This is a genomic window from Chitinimonas violaceus (genome assembly GCF_052601015.1).
In genome coordinates this window covers 1-12,143 of the sequence record NZ_JBQXDJ010000088.1, presented here as the reverse complement: position 1 = coordinate 12,143, position 12,143 = coordinate 1, and the positions used below count along the sequence as shown (strand labels likewise).

At 55.3% G+C, this 12,143-nt stretch carries 11 protein-coding genes; 6 read left to right on the top strand and 5 right to left on the bottom strand.

Annotation, left to right across the window (positions count from 1 at the left end; translation table 11 throughout):
- The first annotated feature begins 414 nt into the window (after positions 1–414).
- A complete protein-coding gene (locus ACUHMQ_RS18725; protein WP_445296979.1) occupies positions 415–918 on the top strand; it encodes an InvB/SpaK family type III secretion system chaperone in 504 nt (167 codons plus the stop codon).
- 60 nt (positions 919–978) lie between these two features.
- On the opposite strand, the gene ACUHMQ_RS18720 is transcribed toward ACUHMQ_RS18725, so the two are convergent.
- From ACUHMQ_RS18720 to ACUHMQ_RS18700, 5 genes are all read right to left on the bottom strand, one after another.
- Positions 979–2,079: an alginate O-acetyltransferase AlgX-related protein gene (locus ACUHMQ_RS18720; protein WP_445296978.1), complete on the bottom strand. Its 1,101-nt coding sequence runs from the start codon at positions 2,077–2,079 to the stop codon at positions 979–981.
- Positions 2,080–2,321: 242 nt separating this feature from the next.
- The gene (locus ACUHMQ_RS18715) at positions 2,322–3,860 is read right to left on the bottom strand and encodes an MBOAT family O-acyltransferase (RefSeq protein ID WP_445296977.1); all 1,539 of its coding nucleotides are present in this window, start codon (positions 3,858–3,860) and stop codon (positions 2,322–2,324) included.
- A 187-nt stretch (positions 3,861–4,047) separates the two neighbouring features.
- A complete protein-coding gene (locus ACUHMQ_RS18710; protein ID WP_445296976.1) occupies positions 4,048–5,394 on the bottom strand; it encodes a glutamine synthetase family protein in 1,347 nt (448 codons plus the stop codon).
- Between the two features lie 61 nt (positions 5,395–5,455).
- Positions 5,456–6,607 (bottom strand): CaiB/BaiF CoA transferase family protein, encoded by a 1,152-nt coding sequence (locus ACUHMQ_RS18705; RefSeq protein WP_445296975.1) that lies wholly within the window; start codon positions 6,605–6,607, stop codon positions 5,456–5,458.
- Positions 6,608–6,692: 85 nt separating this feature from the next.
- The gene (locus ACUHMQ_RS18700; RefSeq protein WP_445296974.1) at positions 6,693–7,871 is read right to left on the bottom strand and encodes an acyl-CoA dehydrogenase; all 1,179 of its coding nucleotides are present in this window, start codon (positions 7,869–7,871) and stop codon (positions 6,693–6,695) included.
- Between the two features lie 157 nt (positions 7,872–8,028).
- Between ACUHMQ_RS18700 and ACUHMQ_RS18695 the strand changes: the two genes are divergently transcribed.
- The 5 genes from ACUHMQ_RS18695 to ACUHMQ_RS18675 all read left to right on the top strand — a co-directional run bounded on the left by ACUHMQ_RS18695 (position 8,029) and on the right by ACUHMQ_RS18675 (position 11,778).
- Positions 8,029–8,919 carry a DMT family transporter gene (locus ACUHMQ_RS18695; RefSeq protein ID WP_445296973.1) on the top strand — a complete coding sequence of 297 codons (891 nt, stop codon included), beginning with the start codon at positions 8,029–8,031 and terminating at the stop codon, positions 8,917–8,919.
- Positions 8,916–9,674 carry an IclR family transcriptional regulator gene (locus ACUHMQ_RS18690; protein ID WP_445296972.1) on the top strand — a complete coding sequence of 253 codons (759 nt, stop codon included), beginning with the start codon at positions 8,916–8,918 and terminating at the stop codon, positions 9,672–9,674. Before ACUHMQ_RS18695 ends, ACUHMQ_RS18690 begins: the two co-directional genes overlap by 4 nt.
- Before the next feature lie 83 nt (positions 9,675–9,757).
- Positions 9,758–10,297 (top strand): glutathione peroxidase, encoded by a 540-nt coding sequence (locus ACUHMQ_RS18685; protein ID WP_445296971.1) that lies wholly within the window; start codon positions 9,758–9,760, stop codon positions 10,295–10,297.
- A gap of 8 nt (positions 10,298–10,305) precedes the next feature.
- Positions 10,306–11,289, top strand: coding sequence for an NAD(P)/FAD-dependent oxidoreductase (locus ACUHMQ_RS18680; RefSeq protein ID WP_445296970.1), 984 nt, complete (start codon positions 10,306–10,308; stop codon positions 11,287–11,289).
- Positions 11,290–11,310: 21 nt separating this feature from the next.
- Positions 11,311–11,778 carry a DUF3429 domain-containing protein gene (locus ACUHMQ_RS18675; RefSeq protein WP_445296969.1) on the top strand — a complete coding sequence of 156 codons (468 nt, stop codon included), beginning with the start codon at positions 11,311–11,313 and terminating at the stop codon, positions 11,776–11,778.
- Positions 11,779–12,143: the final 365 nt, after the last annotated feature.

The window sequence follows — 12,143 nt, the reverse complement described above, 5'->3', positions numbered from 1 at the left end:
TACTAAGCTCAATCGGCTACGTGCCACCAGCAGAAGCGGAGACAGCTTATTACCGACAGCTAAACGAGCAGGCACAGTTCGCCTGTCTCTAACAACTGAGCCTCCACGAAAACCGGGGGGATTCACTGATGGATTTGATAGGTAGGTAGAGCAGGAAGGGCGGCAAAGGGGCAGCAATAAAAGCTATTCCAGCCGAAGAACCTGTTTACGATCTTTGAGCAGGTTCTTAATCGCACATTGAAATTAGGTCGGCAGAAAAGCATTCCTGGTAAAGGCAGGAAACGAAAGCTGTCGTGTAGGTAAATGCACTATCATCCTGTGCATACTTTTGAAATATGCCCAGCTTTTCTGAGCTTATGCAAAGGCTACGAGAGCAATTGGCCCTTTAATGAAAATTTCAGGCAGTTTAGATAAATGAGCAATGCATTTTACGATCCGTTGTCGTTTTCTCAGGCTTCTGCAAAAAGTTTAACGGATATCGTTCGTGAAGCTTTGGTGGATCTTGGTTGCCCTGCGAACAAGCTGAATGACTTTGATCAGCAAGCCAGTATCACTGTTGAAGTGGATGGTCTGCCGGACATCCAGGTATCGATTGAGAATGACAGGCTATGGGTATGGAGCGCGCTGGCTGACTTGAGTGAGGAGTGCGTAATGCAGCGCGCGGTGGCAGTACTCTCGTTTCTCGTTATCGCTGTGGAGGATGTTGAGACGGGGCAGCTAGTGCTGGGCAAAGGCCAGGAGGGATATGAGCTCAAAGCATTGGTCAGCCCCACCTGCCTAAAGCGAGATAATGGGCTCGCAAATGTTATCGAGCAATTTCAAGGCCGTCTTGAAGCGTTGTGCCAGATATTGGCTGGTGCTGGTGCACAGCATGCAGGAAGCGATACGGCGGCGGATAAGCGCATCAATTGGTTGTAAGAACCTGTTCAAAGTCTGCTGCGCGTCAGCGATACGGCGTTAAGAACACCCTCGGAATGCTCATTTACCACTTGTAAACTCCGCTTCCTCGGCTGTTTTTGCCTTGTCTCGTTCTAGCTCGCGAGACTTTGAACCGGTTCTTGTTAGCGATGGCAAAACTTGCAACACAAGATCACCCAGATATAAATAGCCAGCATTACCCAGGTGTGTATTGTTGGGCAGATATAGATCGCGTTGCTGATGGCTTTGTTGGCGCAAAAGCTCACCAAGGTCGAGTGACTTGACGGTGGTTTGTTGCGCCAGGGTTTGCCATATATTGACGTAGGGCTGTTCGTTGTTAACCCCGTACCCCAGGTAGGCCGTTGATTTATCGGGGATGATTAGCCATAAGGGCTGAACATTCAGCTCGCGAAGCCGGGCGTCGATTGCAGCCACTTGCTGTGCACTGGTGAAGCTGGGTTTACGAAAGTCATTCTTGTAGAACAAGCCATAGTCACAGCGCAGGTTTGAGAATAGGTTGCAGCCGGCCATTGCAACTACCTTGGCACCGCCAAACGTCTTTTCCTGTGGTTTACGTTGTAAAACCAGCTTGTGCCAAAGCGCTTTATATACCCATCCCCATCCTAATATTTCTGGTTTGCTGGCAGCGGCGCTGTATCCACTGAGACTTAAATTAGCTGGGGTAGCAGTCACTCGGTCACAACGCAATTGCATGCGCTGCTCAAATTCGCGTTCTACGCTTTCCAGCATAATGTAGCGGCCTTTGAAACCGGATTCGCGAATTAGACGTACCAGGAAATCGCCATAGCTGGCATTGCGGCGATCACAGCTTCTCAGGCTGTCCCAATGCACAGTTGCTGTTTTTATCCCTCGTTCCTGTATACGGCTTTGCCACTCATGGCCCATTGAAAACGAGTCACCGATGATCAGCATATCGGCCTGTGCGATTGGTGTATTGACCTGCCACTTATTGGATATAGAGGGTTGCGCTTGCTGCGGGCCAAAGTCTGACTCTGGCAATTGAGCCAACCGCGTCAAATCACCTTGCAGGGGTTTGAATACATAGCCCGCAATAGAGCCAACAAGCGCAAGCACTATCATGGGGATGACCAGGATCAGGCTGAATTTTCTAGGAGACAGTGGAGCAAATAGACGGTGCATGATTAACCAGCCGAATGGGACATGGGCTTAAAACAGTGGACCTGGAACCTGTTTACGATCCTGCTGCGCAGCAGTGATCAGGGCTCATGTGCTGCTCGAAAGCCCCCGCAAGGGGGACGCCGAGCTGCTAAGGTGCTATCGCACCAAGAAGTTCGCAGCCTCATGTACCCAAGTACATTCCGGTTTCTGTGCTGCGCTTCACCCTGCTGACAGCTGCTCGTGACAGATCGTTAAGCAGGCTCCTAGAACTGAAAGTACAGAAACTCGGACTGGCGATGCAGATTGGCCAGAACAAAATAAGTGACGATCAGCAGAACTGACGCGTAAGCCCAGTTCGGTCGCCAAGCCAAGTATCGTAGCAAGCCTTTACGTTCTGCCGCCGGAGTTTGAACGATTTCCTGTACATTCGGCATGCAAAAGGCGATCAGCATCGCAACCAGAATGATATTGAAGGCTTTACGCGGGTTGAGTTCGGTCAAAGGCATTGCCCCCTGGAACTGCGTGCCAAGCGCCGCAAGGCTGTTTCCTAGTTTGCTTACAGCAAGTTCTGGGGCAAGCGATATCCCATTCAGACCAGCCATACCCTGTAAAAGGTTTACTGCACTGCTGGCGCTGTCTGCCCGGAAAAACACCCAGCCGACCACGACCGCCAGGAAAGTCAGCACACCGCCGGCAAAAGTCGCTAACCGCCCTGGGTTTGCCCAGCCCAGTTTTACTTGTGTTGCCCGCCATGCATGGTTGATCAGCAGGTAGCAGCCATGTAACCCGCCCCAGATCACAAAGGTCCAGCCAGCGCCATGCCATAAGCCGCCAAGCAGCATGGTGATCATCAGATTCAGATAGCGGCTGGCTGCCCCGTTCTGATTTCCCCCTAACGGGATGTAAAGATAGTCGCGCAGAAACCGCGACAGCGTCATATGCCAGCGTCGCCAGAACTCGATAATGCTGGTGGACTTGTAAGGCGAATTGAAATTGATGGGTAGCTGGACATTAAAAAGCAGCGAGATGCCGATAGCCATATCGGAGTAGGCCGAAAAATCGAAATAAAGCTGCATGGTGTAGGCCAGTACGCCTATCCAACTTTCCAGCAACATCGGTTGGCCGCCTTGTGCTACAGCGTGAAATACGGGCGTTGCATATTCAGCTAGCTTGTCGGCGATCAATACTTTCTTGCCCAGGCCAAACAGAAAAATGGTGAGGCCGGTAGCGATGTTGTCCCAGTTGAGCTGGCAAGTGGTCGGCCTTGCGAACTGCGGCATCATCTCTTTGTGATGCAGCACCGGCCCCGCGATAAGGTGGGGGAAGTAAGTGATGAACAGTGTGTAATGAATGAACCGGTATTCCTTGACCTTGCCTTGATAGGTGTCGACCAGAAAAGCAATTTGGGTAAAGGTGTAAAAGGAAATCCCGAGCGGCAACAATACTTCACCGATCGACAAGGTTGTACCTGTCAGTGCCGCAAGATTGCTGACGAAAAAGTTGGCGTATTTGAAGTAGGCCAGTAGTGCCAGGTTAACAGCGATAGCTAACCCTAGCAGCCATTTCTGTTGGCGTTTGCTGCGTTCCGACCAGAGAGTGATGACGTAGCCGGCGCAGTAGTTGAATGCAATGGATGCCAGCAGCAACCCTACGAAACGTGAATCCCACCAGCCATAAAAAAACAGCGATGCTGCAGCAAGCCACACCGAGGCAAATTGGTGGCTACGTTGCCCGATAATATAAAAACCACCGAGCACGATGGGCAGGAATACAAAAATAAAGACGTAGGAATTGAACAGCATGCGTGTTTGATGAGGGCGAGCTATTTGCTAGGCAGGGAGGATGGCGAGCGGCAATAGAATTCTACGTGCTCAATGCGCTCGGCATAGTACCAAAATGCCGCTGCTTACTGCGGCCCGAAAACCAGTATGCAATGTGTCCCAATGGAAAACGGCGTTCATTTGAACGCCGTTTCTGTGTGAGCCTGAATCAGGCTAAGGGGGCCAGGAAGCGCCGCTCCCACGGGCTGACTTCACTGAGGTAGCTATCCAGCTCCACTTCTTTGACTGCCACAAAAGCATCAATGAATTCATCACCCAGCAGGCTACGTACCCGCTGGCTGCTTTGCATGGCAATCAAAGCGCTTTCCAATGTACGCGGTAGTTCTGGTCCAGTGTCTTCCTGGTTGAACACGGTACCTATCGCTTCGGCACACGGCTGCAGTTTGTCTGTCATGCCATATAACCCGGCCACGAGGCTTGCGGCCAAGGCAAGGTAGGGGTTGGCGTCGCAACCGGCGATACGGTTTTCAACCCGGCGTGCAGTGGCGTTCGAGCGAGGGATGCGGATGCCGACCGAGCGGTTATCGTGCCCCCAACTCAGGTTAACAGGAGCTGCCATATGCTTGGCAAAACGGCGGTAACTGTTCACATGCGGGCAGAGCAGTGGCACCAGTTCCGGAATCAAGGCTTGCTGGCCGGCAATGAAGCAGGAGAACAGTTCCGTCGGTTCACCGTTGGCGTTGCTGAAGATATTGTGCCCTTTGTCATCCACTACGCTTTGGTGGATGTGCATGGAACTGCCGGGTTGCCCAGCCAGGGGCTTGGCCATGAAGACCACCTGCAAGCCATGTTTGTAACCCACTTCGCGTAAGGCGTATTTGAACAGAAAGGTCTGGTCGGCCAGTTTCAAGGCGTCGCCGTGAACGAGGTTGATCTCGTACTGGCTTGGGCCAAGTTCGTGAACGAAGGTATCTCCCACGATACCCAGTGTCTCCAGTGCGCTGTAGACATCATCCCAGAATGGACCGAGGTCGTTCAGCCCACCCAGGCTGAAGCCTTGCTGACCATCTTCCCGGCGGCCATTGCCTTTGTCCGGTGCTTCGAAGGGGTCGTTAGGGTCGACATTGGGTGCGAAAACATAGAACTCCAATTCCGGCGCTACGACGGGTTGCCAGCCATGTTCTGCATACCGGGCGAGCACCTGCTTCAACACATTGCGGCTGGCGATAGGGGTGGGTTTACCATCCAGGTCTTCACAGTCATGTAACGCCAGTGCGCGTGGTTTGCCGGCCCAGGGCACGGGTTTCAGCGTGTCGTAGAGCGGCAACAGCTTCATATCCGGGTCGCCTTCGCCGGAGAAGCGATAGTCGGCCCAGTCGCCAGTGACGGTATGAATCGCAACCGCCCTGCACAAGCGTAGCTCCTGGCCATTGGCAAATGCCTTGGCCGGCATGGTCTTGCCACGTGGTACGCCATTGATATCGGCGACCAGGCATTCCACTTCGCGGATGCCATGCTGGTTGATAAAAGTGGTAATGGGGTCGTGCTGTTTCATGGCTGTCTCTCTGTCTGTGCCACACTGTGGTTGGCTGGGATAAGGTACGCCATTGGCGGATTCATTTTGTCAGTACCTCATCAGTATGCTGACCCAGGGTAGGGGGTGCTGCGTGGTACAGAATGGGTGTGCGTGAAAACCGGATGGGGTTGGCAACCATGCGTACGCTGCCGGCAGGATGGGGAATATCCGCCACCATCTGTCGTACCTGCGCTTGGGACTCGGCCAATGCTTCGGGGATGGTGTTGATCGGCCCGCCAGGGATGCCTGACTCTTCCATATTGCTGATCCAATGGCTGCGTGACTGGGTTTTCAAGGCAGCGGTAATCAATGGAATCAGCGTTGCACGATTCACTACCCGGGCTTTGTTGGTGGAAAAACGCTCATCGGCCGCCCATTCGGCGTGGCCGCATAGCTCAGAAAAACGGGCGAACTGGCTGTCGTTGCCGACGGCGACAATCACATGGCCGTCGCGGGTTTCGAAAGCTTGGTAGGGCACGATATTGGCGTGGGCGTTGCCGTAGCGCGGAGGTTGCACATCGCCAACCAGATAGTTGCTGGCGACATTGGCCAACATCGCCAATTGGCAGTCGAACAGTGCAAGGTCGATATACTGGCCTTCTCCGGTACGGTCGCGATGGGACAAGGCCGCGAGGATGGCGACCGTGGCGTACATACCGGTGAATAGGTCGGTTACCGCCACGCCCACCTTCTGTGGTTCGCCATCGGGTGCGCCGGTAATGCTCATCAGACCGCCCAAGCCCTGGATCATAAAGTCATAGCCGGCCTGGTCCGCACGCGGGCCTGCCTGACCAAAACCGGTAATCGAGCAATAGACAAGATCGGGTTTGATGGCGGCTAGTGCTTCGTAGTCCAGGCCATATTTCTTCAGCCCGCCGACCTTGAAGTTTTCCACCACCACATCGCAGCTTTTGGCCAGCGCACGTATCTGCGCTTGGCCTGTAGGGGTGGCCATATCGATGGCGACCGATTTCTTGCCGCGATTGGCACAAATGAAATAAGCCGATTCGCGCGTGGCCTTGCCGTCACGGTCTTTTAGGAAGGGCGGCCCCCAGCCGCGGGTATCGTCACCCCCTTCTGGCTTTTCAATCTTGATGACCTCCGCGCCCATGTCTGCCAATTGCTGTGTAGCCCAGGGGCCAGCCAGCACGCGGGAAAGATCGAGAACGCGAAGATGGGAGAGTGCGGACATGCGAGAACCTTTCACCACGGTGTCGGCAAGGCGCACAGACTAGCCCGTATTTCGGCGAGGTCTGTGCGCCTGCTGATGCCGTACATTAAGCGCCAAATGCAGCAATACCTGTCTGCGCCCGACCCAGGATGAGCGCATGCACATCATGAGTACCTTCATAGGTGTTGACGGCTTCGAGGTTCATGACATGACGGATGACGTGGAATTCGTCGCTGATACCATTGCCGCCGTGCATGTCGCGGCTCATGCGGGCAATGTCCAACGCCTTGCCGCAGTTGTTGCGCTTGATCAGGCTGATCATCTCGGGCGCGGCGCGCTGCTCATCCATCAAGCGGCCTACACGCAGCGCCGATTGCAGGCCGAGCGTGATTTCCGTCTGCATATTGGCCAGCTTCAGCTGGATGATCTGGTTGGCGGCGAGCGGGCGGCCAAACTGGTTGCGGTCCAGCGTGTATTGGCGGGCTGCATGCCAGCAGAACTCCGCCGCGCCCATAGCACCCCAGGCGATGCCATAGCGTGCCTTATTCAGACAGCCAAATGGGCCTTTCAAGCCTTTGACCTCTGGGAACATGTTCTCTGCCGGTACGAAAACATCGTCCATGACGATTTCACCGGTAATGGAGGCGCGCAGCGAGAACTTGCCCTCGATCTTTGGCGCGCTGAGCCCTTTCATGCCCTTTTCTAGTACGAAACCACGAATCTCGCCATCGTCAGTCTTGGCCCAGACTACGAAGACATCAGCGATCGGTGAGTTGGTGATCCACATCTTGGCGCCGCTGAGGCGATAACCGCCTTCCACGCTGCGGGCACGGGTGATCATGCTGCCAGGGTCGGACCCGTGGTTGGGCTCGGTCAAACCAAAGCACCCCACCCATTCTCCTGTAGCGAGTTTGGGCAGGTACTTCTGTTTCTGTTCTTCGCTGCCGTAGGCGTAGATGGGGTACATCACGAGGCTTGATTGCACGCTCATTGCCGAACGGTAACCACTATCGACCCGCTCCACCTCACGTGCGACCAGACCATACGACACATAGCTCGCACCGGCACATCCATAGCCTTCTATGGTGGAACCCAAGAGGCCCAATTCCCCCAGCTCGTTCATGATTTCGCGATCGAACCGCTCATGGCGATTGGCCTCCAGCACGCGGGTCATCAGCCGGCCCTGACAATAGTCACGCGCTGCGTCGCGGATCATGCGTTCATCGTCGTTGAGCTGTTCGTCCAAAAGCAACGCGTCGTCCCATTGAAAATGTGGTTTGGCCATCTCGATCTCCATTCTTTGCTGGGGGAGCGTGCGATGTCGGTCGACGCGCCTGATTTGTATTGTTCCGCATTGCGGAACATAATTCTGCAATGCGAAACAGATTACCGAGTCGCCCTGCTGGTGTAAAGTCACCTACCCTGTGATTCAGAGTTTCCTCATGCTTACTCACCTACGTACCCGCTGGACGACACTTTCAGGCAATACCCGTGGCGTGGGCTTCGTGGTGTTGGCGATGGCCAGTTGGGCGCTGATGAATGCCACTACCAAACAGTTCGGCCGGTACGACTACACAGCCGAGCAGCTGGTCTTCCTCCGTGCCAACATCGTGCTGCTGATGTTGTTGCCAGTGGCGTTGTGGACACGTGGCCGCAGCATCGTCACCCGGCATCCGCGCCTGCATCTGGTGCGGAGCGTGTTTATTGCGACCTCATCGTATTGCGCGGCCTATGCGGTAACGCGTTTGCCGCTGGCCGAAACCAATGCCTACCTGATGACGGCATCGCTATTCATGCTGCCGCTTGGGGTATTCCTGTTGGGCGAAAAAGCGCACTGGCTGCGTTGGGCCGGCGTGGCGGTAGGCTTTTGTGGGGTGCTGGCCATTCTGCAGCCAGGTGCGGCGGCGTTTCAACCAGCCGCGCTGGTGGCATTGCTATGTGCATTGTCGGAGGCTGGCCTGGGCGTGGTTCTGAAGAAGATGGGCAGTACGGAGCCTTCAGTCACCATCGTCTGGTGGAGTTATGTGACCAACTGGGCGGTATTTGGCATCCTGTGCGGATTCAGCATTCCTATGCCGCCGCAGGAGCTCTGGTATCTGTTGCCCGCATTGGGTTTGACGACCATGGGTGTCTATTTTGCTTACATCCAGGCTTACAAAGTAGGCGACGCCAGCGCGGTAGAGGCCGGCAGTTTTTCACTACTGCTGTTCAGCCCACTGGTTGGGTGGCTTGCGTTTAACGAAGTGCCTGATCAGGCCTTCTGGCTAGGGTCCGGGTTGCTGGTTGCCGGTATCGGCCTCGTGATTATCGAACCCAAAGGCCGTGCAGCATGACCGACAACGCTGATACCGATCGTTTGTTCGTGACAGCGCTGGCGCGTGGTTTGGAGGTTTTGGCGGCTTTCAAGGCTGGCGACAGGGCGCTGGGTAATACCGAGCTTGCCCAGCGTTGTCATTTGCCCAAATCCACCGTATCGCGGCTCACGTACACGCTTTGCCGGCTGGGTTACCTCAGCCAGGACGAAGCGGGCAAGTATCATCCAGCCCCGGCAGTGCTTACCTTGGGTTTCGCGGCGCTGGCAGGGTTGGACCTGCGCGAGCGGGCGCGGGAGCCGATGCGCAGGTTGTCGCAGGAAACCGGTCTATCGGTGACGCTGGGTGTGCGGCAAGGCACGCGGGTGGTATATGTGGAAACCTGCCGGGCACCTACGCGTGTCGGTATTCGCCTAGAGGTCGGGTCCAGCGTGCCCTTGGCGACGACTGCAATTGGCCGGGCACTCTTTGCTGTATTGCCGGTCTCTGAACAAAATGCCTTGGAAGACCAGCTGGCCGAGGAGTATGGCTCGCGCTGGCCGCCTTTGGCTAAGCGTATACGTGCCGAGCGAGCGGCTTTTCAGGCAAATGGCTTTTGCGCATCCTATGGTGAATTCGAGCCTGATATTCATGCGGTGGCGGTGCCTATTGTGGGCGGTTCGCCGTTGATGGCCATTAATTGTAGTGGTCCGGCCTATCGGTTGACACCGGCGCGCTGGGCCGAGGAGATCGCCCCGAAGGTAGTTGCGTTGGCGGCGCAACTTTCTGTGGAATGATTGTCTGTTGCTGAGTGGCCAAATCGTTTACACAATCGGGGCCAGTGCTGATGTTCGGGTTAGCGTTGAATGGGAGTGTCGCCGTGCTGCGTTTGAGTTTCTGCATCGTGCTGCTGATGGCAACCACCATTGCCTTTGCTGGCGATTGCCCGGCGTTGCTCAAGCATGAGTTCAAGACTCTGCAGGGGCAGCCGCTCAATCTGTGTGGCATGGCGGGTAAGCCGATTCTGGTGGTGAATACGGCGAGCAAATGTGGTTATACACGCCAGTTTGCTGCGCTTGAGGCCATGTACAAGCAGTACAAGGAACAGGGCTTGATGGTGGTGGGGTTTCCCAGCAATGATTTCAAACAGGAGCTGGCGAGCAACAAGGAGATTGGCGACTTTTGCCGGCTGACCTACTTTATCGAATTCCCAATGGCAGAAGCCAGCAGTGTGACGGGTGACGGGGCAAATCCCTTCTTCAAAGCCTTGGCGCAGGCGACTGGCCGGGTACCCAAGTGGAATTTCCAGAAGTATCTGATTGCCCCTGATGGCAATACGATTTACTCCTTTCCTTCATCTATCGAGCCTGACGGGGCCGAGGTGATGGATAAGCTTAAACCTATGCTTAAACCCAACTAAGTGAATGGATGATGACGCCCTTGCATGTACTGGACGTAGCAGTGATCGGCGCTGGGATCGCCGGCTTGAGTTGTGCAAATGCGCTTACCCAGGCGGGCTTGAACGTGGCCATATTCGACAAGGCCCGAAGCGCAGGGGGCCGTATGGCAACCCGTCGTGGCGAGTTCGCCAGTTTTGACCATGGCGCACAGTACTTCACGGCTCACCTGCCAACGTTCCATGAGGTTGTTGCGCAATGGCAGGCGGCGGGCGTTGTGACCGAATGGAAGGGCCGGATAGTTGCCTGGGATGGCACCAAGTTCGAAGATGCGGACGGCAAGACCCGCTATGTTGCTGAGCCGGGCATGAGTGGTCTGTGCCGATATCTCTTGGGTGAGTTGAATTTCTTTGCCCAGCATAAGCTCATTGGCTTTGACCGGGAGGGAGATGGCTGGCGCCTGGATTTTGAAAACGGTGAGACAGCGGCCTGCCGTAGACTCGTGTTGGCTTTGCCCGCCCCTCAGTCCGCGGCGTTACTGGAAAATATGCCAGAACTGCAGGCCACCATTGCCGGGGTGATCATGTCTCCAGCCTGGGCGGTCATGACCCGTTTTTCTGAGCCTATCAATTTGGACTTCGCAGGTTGTTTCGTTAACCAAGGCCCCTTGAGCTGGGTAGCGCGGGATTCCAGCAAACCGGGCAGGCCAGCCGGCGAAGCCTGGGTATTGCACGGTAGCCCGAGTTGGTCGCAAGCGCATGTCAATGAGAAGGAAGGCAATGTCAGCAATGCTTTGCTGGCAGCGTTCCGCAATCTTGCTGGTATACAAATTGGCGTGGAGGAGCTGAGCGCTCATCGCTGGCTGTACGCGCAGGCGGACAACCCCATGAATGTGGGATGCCTGATGGATGCCAGCGGTACGCTGGGGTTGGCGGGTGACTGGATCAATGGCTCGCGTGTCGAAGGTGCGTGGGATTCCGGCTTTCAGTTAGCCGAGAAGATGTTATCCACGTAATTAAAGCTAATGGGAGCCACCATGACTACCCCGAGTGAAGTCCGGACGCCGATACCACCAAGTGCGCTTTGGCTCGGTGTTGCTGGGCTTGTACCGTTCTATGTATGTCTGGCTGTTGCCGCGTTGGGTTTGGCGCACCATCCATTGGTGCCATTGAATGCGCTTGTAATCTACGGGGCCATGATACTGACGTTTACGGGTGCGATCTGGTGGGGGTTGGCTGTTCATGCACCATCCGGCACGCCGGTTCACCGCGTGTATACGGTTTCCACTTTGGCGGCGCTTGTGGGTTGGGTGTCTCTGTTGCTGCCGACTAGCAGAGGAATGGCGTTGCTGATGGCCGGCTTCATGGCGCAAAGCCTTGCCGACTATGCACTCTACTTCAGCTACCCCAGGGTATTTCCCGGCTGGCTCATGCATCTGCGGCGGTTGCTGACCGTGGGGGTGGTGATTGCATTGGTTATAGGGTCGGCGTTGTTGCCACGTTAGAACCTATTCAAAGTCTGCTGCGCGTCAGCGATACGGCGTTGAAAGCACCCTCGGAATGCTCATTTACCACAAGTAAACTCCGCTTCCTCAGCTGTTTTCGCCTTGTCTCGCTCTAGCTCGCGAGACTTTGAAGAGGTTCTAAGAATTAGTTCAAGCTCTTTCACGAGCAGGTGTCAGCGGGGTGCAATGCAGTACATGTGCCCTGATCATGGCTGCGCAGCAAGATCGTAAGCGGGTTCTTAGAACCTGTTCAAAGTCTTTTCATCTAGCCCCAAACCGGCGATGCTTGCCCAATGAGAACCGCTTACCCCAGCGACGTCAGTCGCGAACAATTTGAAACCATTCGCCCACTGCTGGAAAGTGCC

What these genes read in the sequence shown, in the direction of transcription:
- ACUHMQ_RS18700 (WP_445296974.1), bottom strand. Translation starts at nt 7,871, where the DNA reads ATGGCCAAACCACATTTTCAATGGGACGACGCGTTGCTTTTGGACGAA.
- ACUHMQ_RS18680 (WP_445296970.1), top strand. Translation starts at nt 10,306, where the DNA reads ATGATGACGCCCTTGCATGTACTGGACGTAGCAGTGATCGGCGCTGGG.
- ACUHMQ_RS18675 (WP_445296969.1), top strand. Translation starts at nt 11,311, where the DNA reads ATGACTACCCCGAGTGAAGTCCGGACGCCGATACCACCAAGTGCGCTT.
- ACUHMQ_RS18690 (WP_445296972.1), top strand. Translation starts at nt 8,916, where the DNA reads ATGACCGACAACGCTGATACCGATCGTTTGTTCGTGACAGCGCTGGCG.
- ACUHMQ_RS18710 (WP_445296976.1), bottom strand. Translation starts at nt 5,394, where the DNA reads ATGAAACAGCACGACCCCATTACCACTTTTATCAACCAGCATGGCATC.
- ACUHMQ_RS18695 (WP_445296973.1), top strand. Translation starts at nt 8,029, where the DNA reads ATGCTTACTCACCTACGTACCCGCTGGACGACACTTTCAGGCAATACC.
- ACUHMQ_RS18715 (WP_445296977.1), bottom strand. Translation starts at nt 3,860, where the DNA reads ATGCTGTTCAATTCCTACGTCTTTATTTTTGTATTCCTGCCCATCGTG.
- ACUHMQ_RS18720 (WP_445296978.1), bottom strand. Translation starts at nt 2,079, where the DNA reads ATGCACCGTCTATTTGCTCCACTGTCTCCTAGAAAATTCAGCCTGATC.
- ACUHMQ_RS18705 (WP_445296975.1), bottom strand. Translation starts at nt 6,607, where the DNA reads ATGTCCGCACTCTCCCATCTTCGCGTTCTCGATCTTTCCCGCGTGCTG.
- ACUHMQ_RS18725 (WP_445296979.1), top strand. Translation starts at nt 415, where the DNA reads ATGAGCAATGCATTTTACGATCCGTTGTCGTTTTCTCAGGCTTCTGCA.